Source organism: Paludibacterium sp. B53371, from assembly GCF_018802765.1.
GTDB lineage: Bacteria > Pseudomonadota > Gammaproteobacteria > Burkholderiales > Chromobacteriaceae > Paludibacterium.
In genome coordinates, this window is the sequence record NZ_CP069163.1 from 995,917 (window position 1) to 1,010,442 (window position 14,526).

The following is a 14,526-nucleotide window of genomic DNA, read 5'->3' on the forward strand; positions in this document are numbered from 1 at the left end:
CGGCGGGCTCAGTGGCCGATCTCGATGCCGCCCAGCACGACCTCGCCTTGCAGCAGCAGGATTTTGTCACTGTGCATCGGGGGGACGGTCTTGTCCTCGATGCCGCCGAGCACCGGAGAGATGTTCAACTGCAGCTGCCAGTCATGCGGGATGCGGATCTTGATCCCGCCGCCGACGACATTGACCTGCAGGGTGGCCTGGTTGCTGATCGATGCCTGGCGCAGGTCCAGCTCGATGCCACCCATGACCACATTGAGCGTGCCGCCCTGAAAGTCTTGTGAATCGCACCGATGGTTGAGGCCGCTCATGGTGGCGGAGAGTTGCAGACTGGCATCGTGTGCCAGTACGGGTTCTCCCAGCGGGCTGTGTCCTCTGCCGCCGCGGTCGCGGCGGGGGACGCGGCGCGGTGCCAGTCCGCGTGTCATCACCGCCAGCCCGGCAAGGATCAGGAAGGCCGGCAGCAGGATGGCCATGACATGCTGAACCAGGCCGAGATTCTGCAGGGTCAGCCCGACGCCAAGGGCGATGAATCCCAGGCCGAACAGCATGCCGGGCAAGTGGTGGCGGTGCAGCAGTCTGGACAGGCCGAAGGCACAGAACACCAGGGGCCAGTAGTGACGAAGCTCACCAATCTGAATGATGTGCAGATTGCCCAGCAAGGCCAGAACGCCTGCGACGACAAAGCACAGACCGAGTACCAGCCGGTGGCGTGGGTGGGGGGCGTGGTCGTGTGTGCCGTGATGGTGCCTCATGATGTCATTTCCTGTGCGAGAGGACGGCGCTGGAACAAGCCGCGCAGCGTGACGCGGCAGCCGAAGAGAATCAGCAGTACCGGCCAGCTGTTGTGAAAGGTCAGCCCCCAGTAGTGGCCGATGCAGGCATACAGCCAGATGGCGAGGGCGATGCGCAGCAGTCCCTTTGCCCCGGGGAAGAATCGACGCGCAGTGACCACGCGTACCAGGCCGGACAGGCCGATCAGGATCGGCAGGATTTGCCAGACCGACTGCGGGGCCACCGTGCCGAGATTGGCCAGCGCCAGCAGGACGCCCAGCAGAATCAGCGACAGCCCGCTCAGCAGGAAGTGGAACCGGCGCATGGGGTGCCGGTGTTGGGGCTGTTCGAGCCGCATCGGGTTCATCATCTTGGTCCTCGGATTGACAGGGTACGCTGCCAAGATTATCCGCAGTGGCTGCCGGCGTCGTGCGGCTTTCGGCCAATGCACGCCGTGACTCGGTGAATGACGGAGATTGCCGGTCGGTTGCTGGTGGTTCTGGTGCCAAGTAGGTCAGCTTATTCTTCGGCAACCGTCCTTGTCAGGTAAAAAAACATCCGGTTCCTGGTGAGGAAGACCGGATGTCTTGGGGCCTGCGACCGGGGTCAGGACGACTTGCCGTTCTTCTCGGCACTACGCTTGTCGTAGTAGTCCTTGTTGGCCAAGTAGTGCTGGTAGCGCTTTTCCTTCTTGGCGGCGCTTTCGGCCAGCATGCGGGCCTTTTCTTCCGCTTCGGCCTTTTTGCGGGCTTCCTTGGCGGCCTTGTTGGCGGCGATGCGCTCGGCTTCGGCGGCATCCATGGCGGCAATTTCCTCGCGGCTCTTGCCCGGGCCGGTTTTTTCGAACCAGGCGACGGACTCGACGTGGGCGGTGTGCGGGAACATGTTGATGATGCCGGCTGCCTTGAGGGTGTAGCCCTTGAGGTGCACCAGGATGCCGGCGTCGCGCGCCAGGGTAGCCGGATTACAGGAAACGTAGACCAGGCGTTGCGGCGCATTGTCGTCGCTCAAGGCCTTGACCAGCTGTACGGCGCCATCGCGCGGCGGGTCGATCAGCATCTTGTCGAACTTGCCCAGGGCCGTGAAGCTCTCCTCCGTCACCTCGAACAGGTTGGCCATTTCGTAGCTGACGCGATCTTGCAGGCCGTTGTGGGTGGCATTTTCCACGGCACGCTTGACCAGGGCCTCGCTGCCCTCCATGCCGTGGACTTCGGCGCCGGAGCGGGCGATCGGCAGGGTGAAGTTGCCGATGCCGCAGAACATGTCGGCAATGCGTTCACCCGGCTGCGGGTCGAGCAGGCCGAGGGCACGCTTGACCATGATGGCGTTGATCTGCGGGTTGACCTGGGTGAACTCGGTCGGGTTGTACGGCATCTCGACGTTGTATTCCGGCATGCGGTAGGTCAGACGCGGCGCAGTCAGCGGATAGAAGGGATAGCAACTGTCCGGTCCCTTCGGCTGCAGCCAGATCTGCAGCGGGCGTTCGCCGGTATGTCGGTCGGCAAAGGCGCGCAGCAGGCCTTCGTCGGCCACATTGATCGGATCCATATTGCGCAGCACCAGGATGTCGACGCTTTCGCCGACGGCCACTTCGACCTGCGGCATGCGCTCGCGGATCGACAGTTGGGCGATCAGCTCGCGCAGCGGCATCAGCAGGGCCGAGATGTGCGGCGGCAGGATGTGGCATTGCTGCATGTCGGCGATGTAGCTGGAGCGCTTTTCGTGAAACCCGACCAGAACGGTACCCTTGCGCTCCACCCAGCGGGCCGACAGACGGGCGCGATGGCGGTAGCCCCAGGCCGGTCCGGCGATCGGGGTCAGCATGCGTTCTGCCTTGACTTTGCCGATGTGGCGCAGGTTGTCTTCCAGTACACGTTGCTTGATGGCCACCTGGGCGGAGAACTCGACGTGCTGCATGGAGCAGCCGCCACAGGTGTCGAAATGTGCGCAGCGCGGGGTGGTGCGGATGAAGCTCTCTTTTCGCACTTCCACGGTCTCGGCATTTTCGAATGTGGGTTTTTTACGGTAGGAGCGGTATATTACCCGCTCATAGGGTAGTGCCCCATCGATAAAAATGGTTTTGCCATCGACGCGGGCGACACCGTGCCCTTCATGGTCGAGTGACTCAACCAGGGCAATCGTTTCGGACGGATTCATTGTTCGTTGCCAGATCAACCACTAAAGAAGCGATTTTCTCAAAAAGCGGCGCCTTGCGCTGGCTTTTTTGTGAAGGGGCTCTTTCAGACAAGCGCCAGCGGCGCGGATGCATCAGGATGAAGGTCGGGATGTTGAAGTTTTTTGCGATGGCAGTACTGGTGTTGGCAAGCATGGCGGCGCGAGCCGGCTTGCCGGAGCCGGACGTGCTGATTACCAGCCAGGGACGCCAGGTGGTGATCAATGTGCCGCAGACGCGGCTGTTTCTCTATCAGGATGGTGTCCTGGTGAAGTCTTATCCGGTGGCCGTCGGCAAGATGCTGACCGGCACCCCGACCGGCAGTTTCGATATCACCGGGATCTATCACGATCCGACCTGGCATGTGCCCAAGTCGATCCAGGAAGAAATGCGGGCGCAGGGCAAGCCGGTCAAGACCGCCATTCCGCCCGGCGAGGACAATCCGCTTGGCAAGGTGTTCATCCGTTTTGGCGAACCCGGTCTGGGGCTGGGGATGCACGGGACCAACGCGCCCGGTAGTGTGCCGGGGTTTCGCAGTCACGGCTGCGTGCGACTAAAGAATCCGGATGCGCTGGATCTGGCCGGCCTGGTGCGCGTGGGGGATGCCGTGACGGTGGCGTATCAGGCGATTTTGCTCAATCAGGATCCTGCCGGGCATTTATGGCTGACGGCGTATCGCAATCCCTATGGCCATGATGATGTGTCGATGCCCTGGCTGGGGCAGGTGTTGCTCAAGTGGCAGCGTGATCACCGGATTCCGCTGTATGGCAATCGTGTCAACGACGCTTTGCGTTTGCGTAATGGCAAACCGGTGTGCCTGAGCTGCAAGGGCGCCGCGCCGGATTATCGTGAGGTCTCGCTGACGGTATTCCGTTGGCTATCCAATCCACCAGACAGCGGCCTGACGGTGGAGAGTTCGGCACCCGCCCGGGCGCCGGCCAGCGAATCGTCACAGCCGGCATTCTGATGTCGCGGCAGGCCGAAGTCTTGCCGCCGGTTTTGCCGAGAGGTCTGTCTGCCACGCTGCAGTGGCACGATTGCCGCCCTGGTGAGCCGATCCCGGTGCCTGTTCGTGCCGAAGGCGTGCTCTATGTGGTGATCGGCGGCGCCATGGCGCTGCAATGTGCCGGACGCTGGTGGTCGCTGCCTCCGCAGCATGGTGTCTGGATCCCGCCGGGGAGCGAACATGTGCTGTGTGCTCGTATGCCCCTGTCGCTGTGTTCTCTGAGCGTCATGGAGGACTCTCGCTATCTGGCGCGTCTGCCTGCCGATTTCCGCGCCCTGACGGTTTCTCCTTTGTTGCGCGAATTGATCCTGCGTCTGGTGAGCAAGCAGCAGGTACGTTGTGCCGATGAGCACGAGCAGCGGCTGATGCAGGTGCTGGTGGAGGAGCTGGCCTGGTCGGAGGATGTCGGTTTGCCGCTGCCACAGGGCGGCGATGTGCGACTGGCGCGTGTCTGTACCGCATTGCTGGCAGATCCTGCCGACCCACGGGGACTGGAGGCGCTGGCCCGGGAGCAGGGGGCGTCAGGGCGTACGCTGTCGCGTTTGTTTGTCGCCGAGTTAGGGATGTCCTATCAATTGTGGCGCCAGCATCTGTCGGTCATGACGGCTTTGCCGCACCTCGCCGCCGGCGAGTCGGTGACGCAGGTGGCGACGGCGCTTGGCTATGACAATCCGGGGGCGTTTGCTGCCATGTTCCGCCGCCTGATGTCTTGTGCGCCGTCTGATTACGCTCGTAAGGGGCGTGGCCAGGATCCTGCTGGCGCTTGAGTTGTCTGGTTTGCCGCCATGCGTGTCGGTTTGCAGGCGGCATGGTCTGTTCTCTCTGGATAGCATCAGGCTTTGTCCCTGCCTGGATGGCCCCCATGTCTGAATCTATCTCTGTTCTTTGTCCCGATCGGCCGCCTGTTTCCCGCGTCGTGCTGCCACTGGCCTGCCTGGTGGTGTTGATGGCGCAGATGGCGACCACCTTGTATCTGCCGTCTCTGCCTGAGGTGATGCATGCCTTGTCGATGACTCAGGCTCAGGCCGAGCTGTCGATTTCCCTGTTTGTGATCAGTGCTGCGCTGCCCTTGTTGTGGTGGGGGCGTGCGGCGGAGCGCTGGGGGCGGCGGCGGTCCTTGCAAGGGGCCTTGTTGTTGTTCATGGCCAGCAGTCTCGCGCTGGCGTTCTGCCACGAAGCCTGGCAATTGTTGTTCCTGCGTGGGGTTCAGGGCATGTCGGCAGGCGGTGCCGCGATCATCGCCCGTATTCTGGTGCGTGATTTTTGGCAGGGGGATGCTCTGGCCCGCCGTCTGTCCTGTCTGTCGATGGCGTTTATCTGCGCCCTGGGCGGCGGGCAGTTTGTCGGCGGGTTGATCGCCCGTTTCGGTCGCTGGCCTCAGGGCTTTGTTCTGATGGCGCTGCTCGCTTTGCTGGCTTTCTGCTTCGGGCACTGGCTGCCGGCGACTCACTCCCGGGGCCACCCAGCGCCGATGTGGCACGGTCTGTGGTGTCTGTTGCGGCGTGCAGGTTATTGGCAGTCTGCAGCAGTAGGTGGCGTCGGTTATGCAGTGATCGTAACCCTGCAGCAGTGCAGCCCGTTTGTGTTTCGGCAGGATTTTGGTCTGGGTGCCACCGGATTTGGCGCGCTGGGAGTGTTATTTGCCCTGTGTTATCTGGCGGGATCTGTGCTGGTGCACCGGATGGTTCCGCACTATGGCAGCCTGCATTTGTTGCGGCGTGGCTGCGATGGCCTCTTGCTGGCCGGTCTGGCGATTTTTGTCTGGATGGCGGTGATGTCGCATGAAGGGCGTCTGGGGCTGGTGGTGTTTGTGCTGCTTTACGGTCTGGCCGTGTTCGGTCAGGCGGTGGTGTTTCCCAATAGCATGGCCCTGGCGGTGGAGCAGGGGCGCGATCAGGGGGGGATGGCCATGGCATTGTGCGGTTTTGTGCAGCAAGTGCTGGCCGGCGTGTTTGCTCTGTCAGCGGTGTGGCTGAACCATATCGGTGGCTGGGCCGCAGCCGTGTGTCTGTTGGCCGTGCTGGCCTGGTGGCTGGCGCGATCTGGCCGGGGGCGCTAAGCCATTTGCCGCGTCTTTTGCCGTCGGCGTACAATAAACGTTTATTTTTCTTGCTGGACCTGAAGATGATCCGTACCCGTTTCGCGCCGAGCCCGACCGGTTTCCTGCATATCGGCGGTGTGCGCACCGCTCTGTTTTCCTGGGCCTATGCCCGCAAGCACCAGGGTGTGTTTGTGTTGCGTATCGAAGATACCGATCTGGAGCGTTCGACCCCCGAGTCGGTGAAGGCCATCATGGACGGCATGCACTGGGTCGGTCTGGATTATGACGAGGGTCCGTTTTACCAGACCCAGCGTTTCGATCGTTACAAGGCGGTCATCCGCCAGTTGCTGGATGCGGGTCATGCCTACCTGTGCTATTGCAGCAAGGAAGAGCTGGAAGCCATGCGTGCCGAGCAGGAGGCCCGTGGCGAGAAGCCGCGCTATGACCGCCGCTGGCGGCCGGAGCCGGGCAAGACCTTGCCGCCGGTGCCGGAAGGGATCGAGCCGGTGGTGCGTTTCAAGACGCCGCTGGATGGGGTGGTGGCCTGGGACGATGCCGTCAAGGGAAGGATCGAAATCAGCAATCAGGAGCTGGATGACCTGATCATCGCCCGTCCTGACGGCAGTCCGACCTACAACTTCTGCGTGGTGGTGGATGACTGGGACATGCAGATCACCCATGTGATCCGCGGTGACGACCATGTCAACAATACCCCGCGCCAGATCAATATTCTGCAGGCACTCGGCGCGCCGCTGCCGGTGTATGCGCATCTGCCGATGATCCTCAACGAAGATGGCCAGAAAATGTCCAAGCGCCGCGATGCGGTCAGCGTGGTCGATTATGCCGACAAGGGGATCTTGCCGCAGGCGCTGCTCAACTATCTGGCGCGCCTGGGCTGGGGGCACGGCGATGACGAATTCTTCGACATGCCGCAGTTCATCGAGTGGTTCGATCTGGCCGATGTCAGTGCCTCGGCCTCGCGCTTTGATGGCGACAAGCTGCTGTGGCTGAACGCCCAGCATATCAAGCAGGCGGATCTGGCCGCCCTGGCCGGGCTGGTTGCGCCGCGTCTGGCGGCTGCCGGTATCGACGTGGCTCAGGGGCCTGCCCTGACCGAGGTGCTGGCCCTGGTGCGCGAGCGTGTGCAGGATCTGAATGCGCTGGCGGCGGAGGCCGACTACTTCTATCGCAAGCGTGAAGCCTCGGCAGAGGATCTGGCCAAGCATCTGTCAGATGAGTCGCGTGCCCGCATGGCGCGGTTTGCCGAGCGGCTGGCGGCACTGCCGCAATGGACGGCCGAGGCCATCCATGAGCTGTTCAAGCCGTTCTGTGCCGATGAAGGCATCAAGATGGGCCAGCTCGGCATGCCGCTGCGTGTACTGGTGTGCGGCACGGCGCAGACGCCTTCGGTGGATGCGGTGCTGGCCCTGATCGGCAAGGATGAAGTGCTCAAGCGCATGAAGGGCTGAGGCAGTTGGTTTCCGGGGTGAGGCATGCCCCGGTCTGATAAGGACGGTGCATGCAAACCCGGGACATCCTTCAGGCCCTGCTGGTGGTATTGCTGTGGGGCTTCAATTTTGTGGTGATCAAGTGGGGGGTGGCGGATGTGCCGCCTCTGCTGCTGGGTTGCCTGCGGTTTTCCCTGCTCGCGCTGGCGGGCTGTCTGTGGGTGGCGCGTCCGCGCCTTCCCTGGCGCTGGCTGGCGGCTTACGGCCTGACAGTCGGCTTTGGCCAGTTTGCCTGTCTGTTTTGTGCCATCAAGTTTGGCATGCCGGCCGGTCTGGCCTCGGTGGTGCTGCAATCCCAGGCGTTTTTTACCATGTTGTTTGCTGCCCTGATGCTGCGCGAGCACTGGCAGCCGGCGCAATTGGCCGGCTTGCTGCTGGCGGCTTCCGGGCTGGCGCTGATCGGACTGGCGCGTGGCGGCAACATGACGCTGCTCGGGTTTGTCCTGACGCTGATGGCGGCCAGCAGCTGGGCGCTGTCGAATGTGGTGGTGCGACGCATGGTGCGCCAGGGCCTGCAGGTTGAGCCGCTGGGGCTGGTGGTCTGGTCCGGTCTGATTCCGCCCCTGCCGTTTTTGGCGCTGTCGCTGTGGCTGGAGGGCGGGGCGCGCGATTGGGCCGCGCTCAGTCATTTTTCCTGGGGCTCGCTGGCCTCGGTGGCCTATCTGGCCTTTGCTGCCTCCATGCTGGGCTATGGCATCTGGAGCCGTTTGCTGGCGCGCTATCCCGCCAATGCCGTGGCGCCTTTCTCTCTGCTGGTGCCGCTGGTGGCCTTGCTGTGTTCGACCTGGCTGCTGGGGGAGCACCTGAGCGCCAGCCAGTTACTGGGCAGCGTATTGCTGCTGGCCGGGCTGCTGGTGAATGTTTTTGGCGCCAGAGTGTTGAAATCCCTGTTAAAACAAGCAAGTTAATCAGACTATTCTCAAGTTTTGCTTTAATTGGTCGATGAAGCGGTTGACGTCGACTGGCAATGGTTCATACCATGCCAAATATTACAAATGGGGTCTGAAATGAGAAAAGCCTATAAGATTGTCCCGCTGCTGGTGCTGTTGACGGCGTGTGCCCACGCCGACAACCCTCAGGTCGTGACCCCGGCAATGCCGGCCTCCGCGGTGATGGCCGAGCCGGCGCCGGCGCCGGTATCGGCTGCGTCGGCCGCGCTGGATGCCCGTACCGGGGTAGGGTTTGTCGGTGCCGGTATTGAGCCGGAAGCCCCCAAGGTGGTGGTCAAGGAGGTCGATCCCTATCAGCCGATCAAGATTCGTGTTACCGGCCAGGGGACAGTGCCGGTTTCCAAGTCGCTGACCGCAGCTCAGCGCAAGTTGCTGGGCATTCGTGCCGCCAAGCTGGATGCGTTCCGTGCGATTGCCGAACAGGTGCAGGGGATGAAGCTGGTCGGTAACAGCTCGGTGGCGAACATGGTGTCGGTCAGCGATAGCTTCCGCACCTATGTGGATGCCTATCTGCGCGGTGTGAACGTGATTTCCACCAGCATTCAGGCCGATGGGACCAGCGAGGTCATCGCCGAAATCGTGCTGGACAAGGATTTCTATCTGCAGTTCAAGAGTGCCCTGCAGCAAACTGGCAGTGTCATGAAGGCTGCGCAGCAGAGCGGCGCGCAAGGGGTGCAGTGTGGTGCAGACAACTGTGCTTCGGCCCGCTATGGCAGCAATTTCTATAACGCCCAATAGGATGGCCATGCGCCTGCGTCAATCCGTTCATGCCGCCCTCGTGGCGGCTTTGTTTTTGTCCGCTGCCGTGGCCGATCCGATCATTGCCAACGGCAGTGCCCCGATGGATGCCGGCCTGACGGCGGCGCGGGAAATGGCTATTCAGGATGCCTTGCATCAGGCGGCCCTGTCTCAGGGGGCGCAGGTGAATTCGGCGCAGTATATGAATTCCGGCGTCGTGAGCGAGTCGTCGAGTCTGTCGGCGGCGCCGATTTCCGGCAAGGTGACGGTATTGCAGGAGCATCAGGCCGATGGCCTCTATCAGGTGCAGGTGCAGGTTGAGCCGGATCAGCCCGCCGCACGCGGCCGTGCCACAGGGTGTAGCGCACCGGATAGCCGTGCGCTGCGGCGCAGAGTGGTTGCGGCCTATTTTTATCTTGATCATCCGGCAGATGCCAGTGATCTGGATGCGCTCGGCGTGCGTCTGCCTCATGACCTGGCGCGCCGTCTTGGCCAGCTGGAGCGGCAGTTTGCCGTGCGCGATGCCGGCAATATCGGGCTGCTGCCCAATCGTTATCTGATGGATCCCGCGCTGGCCGCTTCTGCCGTCCGACGTCTGGCTGACAGCGAGAATGCCCAGTTTGTGGTGGCCGGCAGAGTGCTCTCTACGGCGGTCACCAAGCGCAGCCCGCGTCTATCCCTGTATGGCTCGACCAATAGCAGCCAACAGGGGATGTACTACAACGGCCCCGGGTCGGCGTTGTTCGGTCCCGGGGTGGTTTATCGTTCAGTCGCCCGTGAATTCAAGCTGGAGTTATGGGTTTATGACGGACTCACCGGCAGTCTGCTGCGGACGCAGCAGTTTGCGACGACGGCCAGTGGTTATGTCGAACCCAGGAACATGCCGGTATTCGGCTCGGATGCCTTCTGGGAGACCGACTACGGTGGCGAGGTCAATGACCTGATGGATGCCGTGACGAGGGATGTGGCCGCAACGCTGAGCTGTTTGCCTTTCACGGCCCGGGTGTTGCGGGTGGACAAGGGGCAGATCTATGTGGACGCCGGCGGTTTGTCGGGTTTGCAGGTCGGCGATCGTATGCTGGTGTATCGCCAGCGGCTGGCCAATGCCGTGATTGACCCTGCCAGCGGACAGGAGCTGGGTATTCCGGAGTCGTTGCTGGGCGATGTGTCGCTGATCCAGGTTCAACCCAATCTCTCGGTCGCCGTGGCGCATGGCGGCAAGGCGCCGGTACAGGCGGGGGATCTGCTGCGCTTTATTCCCAAGCGTTAGACCCGCCCGGCCTTGACCGGGCAGGGTTTATGGTCACGTTTTACCAGGGGTAGATGTTGGCCTGCACATTGAAACGGTTGACGTCGCTGCCATCCGAGAAATAGACAACGGCATGACGCCCTGAGGCGGTCTGGCAAAGTACTCTGCCGACGTGAGCACCATTTTGGATCATGCCGTGGGCACTGATCCACCAGATGTTATGCACGATACCGCTATGGCGTTCGCTGCCTTGTCCAAGGAGCATGCCTTCACAGGTGATGTCTTCTCCGTCGGCTTTCAGATACATATTGCCTTCTATCATGAAATTCAGCATTTGCGGGGCGATGGCGTTGCTGCCGCTGCCAAACTCGTAAGAACCCATTGCTGCGGCCTTGAAATCATCAGCCACTTGCTGGCTGTTGGTTCTGTCCGCCTTGATGGTGAGCATTCCCCAGTGATCGACCTTGATCTTGATGTTGCTGATCCCCCCCCAGGTCTCTCCGCGCGTAATGGCGTGGAAGGTTTCTTCAAAGCCGAAATCCTGAATGTTGCCCATATCGAAGTAGACATCATTGCTGGATGTCGCGTAGGCGCTCAGCGAGGTCAGGGAGGCGAGGGCCAGGATGGCTGCCTGTTTTTTCATGGCTTGCTCCGTAGTTTGAAGTTTTGTCAGTGATCTCTTGTTTTGCTGTCAGTGCAGCTGTGGGTCATGTTCGCGTTGCAGTGGTATTGGCTGACATCGGTGAGATCCGAAAGACGGGCGGCAGAATCGGGCTGACTTGATGCAGCGCAAAAGGACAGGGCTGGCCGCCTCATCCGGGCTTGGGCCAGACTGGCGGGGGGTATGAATATCAGCAGGGAAAGACGGGGAGCGGGCTCGCAGGGCCCGGAAGGCGTTGGCGCTTGGTCAGGAGGGCGCCCCCCGGGGAGGGGGGCTGCGCGATTAGCCGGCAGCCAGCCAGCTTTGCGGGTGGCTTTCCAGCCAGTTTTTGATGGCGCGGGCGTCGTTGACCCGTGACTGTCCGCCACCGGCAGACAGGATGACAATGATCAGCGGCTGTGAGCCGACCGTCGCTTCCATCACCATGCAATGGCCGGCTTCGTTGATGTAGCCGGTTTTTTGCAGGGCGATGTCCCAGTTGCCTTCGCGTACCAGGGCGTTGCTGTTTCTGTATTGCAGCAATCGGTTGGAAACCGAATAGATTTCGTGTTCCGGGGTGGTGGTGAATTCACGAATCAGCGGGTAGTTCTGTGCCGCCTTGACCATGCGGGCCAGGTCACGTGCGGTGGAGGTATTGCGCATGTCCAGCCCGGTCGGATCATAGAACACCGTGTCGCTCATACCCAGCTGGCGGGCTTTTTCGTTCATGCGGGCCACGAAGGCGCGAGTCCCGCCGGGCAGGGCGGTGCGGGCCAGCGCGGCGGCGGCACGATTTTCCGACGACATCAGGGCCAGCAGCAGCATTTCCTTGCGCGGCAGGGTGGTCCCCACCGCCAGGCGGGAGCGGGTGTGCTTGACGCGGTCGATTTCGGCATCACTGACCGAGATGCGCTCGTCGAGCGAGACGCCGGAATCCAGCAAGACCATGGCGGTCATCAGCTTGCTGATCGAGGCAATGGGCTGGCGCTGATCCACACGCTTTTCGTACAGCGGCTCGCCACTATTGCCATTGAGAACCAGCACCGACTGCGCCGACAGGCGTGGAGCGCTGTAATAAGCCATTTGTTCGGCAACACGGACCGTGCCACCTTGATTCAGAGACTGGGCGTTCACGCCCGCGGGCACGACGGCAGCGGCCAGGGCCATTGCCAGCCAGCCAGCGACATTCTTCAACATCAGCAACCTTTCCGATTCATGGCGGAACCCTTCGGAAATCCCCGCATTTACTGGTTTGCAGGGGTTTCCGAGGAGTGCCGCCGTCAGAGATAAACATTCTGTTTTGTATTTTAATCAACCAAGGTTTTATTGGGGATATTAATTCACAAAAAATCGGTAAAAATCCCATTTGAAACCGTCGTCAGTCAGTTGCGCTAGAATGCAGGTTCGATCTGTAGCCGAGTCTGTTGCCATGCAAGTCAGTTTCCCGGGTAGTCCGTTCCTGTTGAATCAGCCGTTTCCGCCCGCCGGAGACCAGCCGGTGGCCATCGAGCAATTGGTAGAAGGTCTCTCTGACGGCCTGGCCTATCAGACTTTGCTCGGGGTGACCGGCTCGGGTAAAACCTTCACCATGGCCAATGTTATTGCGCGAACCGGGCGGCCGGCGATCATCATGGCGCACAACAAGACGCTCGCCGCGCAACTTTATGCCGAGATGCGCGAGTTCTTTCCGAATAATGCGGTGGAGTATTTCGTCTCCTACTACGACTACTACCAGCCGGAAGCCTATGTGCCGAGTCGTGATCTCTTCATTGAAAAAGACTCGAGCATCAACGAACACATCGAGCAGATGCGCCTTTCGGCGACCAAGTCGATTCTGGAGCGGCAGGACTGCGTCATTGTTGCAACAGTTTCCGCAATATATGGTATCGGCGATCCCTCCGACTACCATCAGATGATTTTGCATCTCAAGGAAGGCGAGCAACTTGAGCAGCGCGCCATGATTGCCCGGCTGGTTGGCATGCAGTACGAGCGTGCCGAGGTGGATTTCCGGCGCGGCACCTTCCGGGTGCGCGGTGATGTGATCGATATCTTTCCGGCGGAAAGTGCGGAACTGGCGCTGCGCGTGACCATGTTTGATGACGAGATCGAGACGCTGACGCTGTTTGACCCGCTGACCGGGGTGACACGTCAGCGGCTGGGGCGCTTTACCGTGTTCCCGGGCAGTCATTATGTGACGCCGCGCGACACCGTGCTCAAGGCTTGCGAGAAGATCAAGCTGGAGTTGAATCAGCGGGTCCAGTTTTATCAGAAAGAGGGCAAGCTGGTGGAGGCGCAGCGCATCGAGCAGCGCACGCGTTTCGATCTGGAAATGCTGTATGAGATGGGTTTCTGCAAGGGCATCGAAAACTACTCGCGCCATTTCTCCGGTCGCAATGCCGGGGACCCGCCGCCGACGCTGATCGACTATCTGCCGAAGAATGCGCTGATGTTCATCGACGAGTCGCATGTGACCATTCCGCAGATTGGCGGGATGTATCGTGGAGACCGGGCACGCAAGGTCAATCTGGTGGATTACGGTTTCCGTCTGCCTTCCGCGGTGGATAACCGCCCGCTGACCTTTGAAGAGTTCGAGCGCATGATGCCGCAGACGGTGTTTGTTTCCGCCACGCCGTCCAGTTATGAGGCCGAGCATGCCGGCCAGGTGGTGGAGCAGGTGGTGCGGCCGACCGGCCTGATTGATCCGGAGGTCATTGTGCGTCCGGTCGCCACCCAGGTAGACGATCTGCTGTCGGAGATCCGTGCGCGCATCGAGGTCAACCAGCGCGTGCTGGTCACCACGCTGACCAAGCGCATGGCAGAGCAGCTGGCCGACTATTACACCGAGCATGGCATCAAGGTGCGCTATCTTCATTCGGATATCGATACGGTCGAGCGGGTCGAGATTATCCGCGATTTGCGGCTGGGCATGTTCGATGTGCTGATCGGCATCAATCTGCTGCGCGAGGGGCTGGATATCCCCGAGGTGTCGCTGGTGGCGATTCTGGATGCCGACAAGGAGGGCTTCCTGCGTTCCGAGCGCTCGCTGATTCAGACGATCGGCCGGGCGGCGCGCCATCTGAACGGTCAGGCGATCCTGTACGCGGATCGCATTACCGATTCCATGAAGCGGGCGATGGACGAAACGGCACGCCGGCGCCAGAAGCAGCTGGACTTCAATCAGCAGCACGGCATCGTGCCTGCCGGGGTGAAGAAGGAAATCAAGGACCTGATCGACGGGGTTTACCACCCTGCCAGCGAGGCCGAGAACCGCAAGCGTGCCCTGGAGCGGCGCGTCGGCCATATGGACGAGAAGGCGCTGGCACGCGAGATCAAGCAGTTGGAAAAGGACATGATGGCGGCGGCACGCGATCTGGATTTCGAACGTGCCGCACAGCTGCGTGATGCGTTGAAGGCGCTCAAGGAAGCGGCCTTCCTGAATGGTGATTAACG

At 61.3% G+C, this 14,526-nt stretch carries 14 protein-coding genes; 8 read left to right on the top strand and 6 right to left on the bottom strand.

Annotated features, from left to right (window positions below):
- Positions 1 to 8 precede the first annotated feature (8 nt).
- The 4 genes from JNO51_RS04740 to JNO51_RS04755 form a co-directional block, all read right to left on the bottom strand.
- Complete coding sequence (locus JNO51_RS04740) at positions 9 to 752, bottom strand: LiaI-LiaF-like domain-containing protein (RefSeq protein ID WP_215781872.1); 744 nt, start codon at positions 750 to 752, stop codon at positions 9 to 11.
- Entirely contained in the window at positions 749 to 1,141 is a 393-nt protein-coding gene (locus JNO51_RS04745; RefSeq protein ID WP_215781873.1) for a hypothetical protein, read from the bottom strand. Before JNO51_RS04745 ends, JNO51_RS04740 begins: the two co-directional genes overlap by 4 nt.
- A gap of 236 nt (positions 1,142 to 1,377) precedes the next feature.
- On the bottom strand, positions 1,378 to 2,928 hold the full coding sequence (gene rlmD, locus JNO51_RS04750; protein ID WP_215781874.1) for a 23S rRNA (uracil(1939)-C(5))-methyltransferase RlmD: 1,551 nt from the start codon (positions 2,926 to 2,928) through the stop codon (positions 1,378 to 1,380).
- Entirely contained in the window at positions 2,897 to 3,100 is a 204-nt protein-coding gene (locus tag JNO51_RS04755; protein ID WP_215782779.1) for a hypothetical protein, read from the bottom strand. Before JNO51_RS04755 ends, rlmD begins: the two co-directional genes overlap by 32 nt.
- Here JNO51_RS04755 and JNO51_RS04760 point away from each other — a divergent pair.
- The 7 genes from JNO51_RS04760 (at position 3,099) to JNO51_RS04790 (ending at position 10,457) form a co-directional block, all read left to right on the top strand.
- Entirely contained in the window at positions 3,099 to 3,911 is an 813-nt protein-coding gene (locus JNO51_RS04760) for a L,D-transpeptidase (protein WP_252346190.1), read from the top strand. The genes JNO51_RS04755 and JNO51_RS04760 overlap by 2 nt on opposite strands.
- The gene (locus tag JNO51_RS04765) at positions 3,818 to 4,717 is read left to right on the top strand and encodes an AraC family transcriptional regulator (RefSeq protein ID WP_215781876.1); all 900 of its coding nucleotides are present in this window, start codon (positions 3,818 to 3,820) and stop codon (positions 4,715 to 4,717) included. Before JNO51_RS04760 ends, JNO51_RS04765 begins: the two co-directional genes overlap by 94 nt.
- Before the next feature lie 95 nt (positions 4,718 to 4,812).
- Positions 4,813 to 6,009 (top strand): MFS transporter, encoded by a 1,197-nt coding sequence (locus tag JNO51_RS04770; RefSeq protein WP_215781877.1) that lies wholly within the window; start codon positions 4,813 to 4,815, stop codon positions 6,007 to 6,009.
- A gap of 65 nt (positions 6,010 to 6,074) precedes the next feature.
- Positions 6,075 to 7,460 (top strand): glutamate--tRNA ligase, encoded by a 1,386-nt coding sequence (gltX, locus tag JNO51_RS04775; protein WP_215781878.1) that lies wholly within the window; start codon positions 6,075 to 6,077, stop codon positions 7,458 to 7,460.
- 50 nt (positions 7,461 to 7,510) lie between these two features.
- Positions 7,511 to 8,407 carry an EamA family transporter gene (locus tag JNO51_RS04780; RefSeq protein WP_215781879.1) on the top strand — a complete coding sequence of 299 codons (897 nt, stop codon included), beginning with the start codon at positions 7,511 to 7,513 and terminating at the stop codon, positions 8,405 to 8,407.
- A 99-nt stretch (positions 8,408 to 8,506) separates the two neighbouring features.
- Positions 8,507 to 9,187, top strand: coding sequence for an LPP20 family lipoprotein (locus JNO51_RS04785; protein WP_252346191.1), 681 nt, complete (start codon positions 8,507 to 8,509; stop codon positions 9,185 to 9,187).
- A 7-nt stretch (positions 9,188 to 9,194) separates the two neighbouring features.
- Positions 9,195 to 10,457, top strand: a complete 1,263-nt coding sequence (locus JNO51_RS04790) for a flagellar assembly protein T N-terminal domain-containing protein (RefSeq protein WP_215781880.1) — start codon at positions 9,195 to 9,197, stop codon at positions 10,455 to 10,457.
- Between the two features lie 40 nt (positions 10,458 to 10,497).
- On the opposite strand, the gene JNO51_RS04795 is transcribed toward JNO51_RS04790, so the two are convergent.
- Complete coding sequence (locus JNO51_RS04795; protein WP_215781881.1) at positions 10,498 to 11,079, bottom strand: hypothetical protein; 582 nt, start codon at positions 11,077 to 11,079, stop codon at positions 10,498 to 10,500.
- A 300-nt stretch (positions 11,080 to 11,379) separates the two neighbouring features.
- Positions 11,380 to 12,273, bottom strand: coding sequence for a serine hydrolase (locus JNO51_RS04800; protein WP_215781882.1), 894 nt, complete (start codon positions 12,271 to 12,273; stop codon positions 11,380 to 11,382).
- Between the two features lie 232 nt (positions 12,274 to 12,505).
- On the opposite strand from JNO51_RS04800, the gene uvrB reads away from it, so the two are divergent.
- Positions 12,506 to 14,524, top strand: coding sequence for an excinuclease ABC subunit UvrB (uvrB, locus tag JNO51_RS04805; RefSeq protein WP_215781883.1), 2,019 nt, complete (start codon positions 12,506 to 12,508; stop codon positions 14,522 to 14,524).
- Positions 14,525 to 14,526: the final 2 nt, after the last annotated feature.

Excerpts from the sequence above, each read along its gene's own strand:
- JNO51_RS04740 (WP_215781872.1), bottom strand. The coding sequence starts at position 752 with ATGAGGCACCATCACGGCACACACGACCACGCCCCCCACCCACGCCAC.
- JNO51_RS04745 (WP_215781873.1), bottom strand. The coding sequence starts at position 1,141 with ATGATGAACCCGATGCGGCTCGAACAGCCCCAACACCGGCACCCCATG.
- rlmD (WP_215781874.1), bottom strand. The coding sequence starts at position 2,928 with ATGAATCCGTCCGAAACGATTGCCCTGGTTGAGTCACTCGACCATGAA.
- JNO51_RS04760 (WP_252346190.1), top strand. The coding sequence starts at position 3,099 with ATGGCGGCGCGAGCCGGCTTGCCGGAGCCGGACGTGCTGATTACCAGC.
- JNO51_RS04755 (WP_215782779.1), bottom strand. The coding sequence starts at position 3,100 with ATGCTTGCCAACACCAGTACTGCCATCGCAAAAAACTTCAACATCCCG.
- JNO51_RS04770 (WP_215781877.1), top strand. The coding sequence starts at position 4,813 with ATGTCTGAATCTATCTCTGTTCTTTGTCCCGATCGGCCGCCTGTTTCC.
- gltX (WP_215781878.1), top strand. The coding sequence starts at position 6,075 with ATGATCCGTACCCGTTTCGCGCCGAGCCCGACCGGTTTCCTGCATATC.
- JNO51_RS04780 (WP_215781879.1), top strand. The coding sequence starts at position 7,511 with ATGCAAACCCGGGACATCCTTCAGGCCCTGCTGGTGGTATTGCTGTGG.
- JNO51_RS04785 (WP_252346191.1), top strand. The coding sequence starts at position 8,507 with ATGAGAAAAGCCTATAAGATTGTCCCGCTGCTGGTGCTGTTGACGGCG.
- JNO51_RS04790 (WP_215781880.1), top strand. The coding sequence starts at position 9,195 with ATGCGCCTGCGTCAATCCGTTCATGCCGCCCTCGTGGCGGCTTTGTTT.
- JNO51_RS04795 (WP_215781881.1), bottom strand. The coding sequence starts at position 11,079 with ATGAAAAAACAGGCAGCCATCCTGGCCCTCGCCTCCCTGACCTCGCTG.
- JNO51_RS04800 (WP_215781882.1), bottom strand. The coding sequence starts at position 12,273 with ATGTTGAAGAATGTCGCTGGCTGGCTGGCAATGGCCCTGGCCGCTGCC.
- uvrB (WP_215781883.1), top strand. The coding sequence starts at position 12,506 with ATGCAAGTCAGTTTCCCGGGTAGTCCGTTCCTGTTGAATCAGCCGTTT.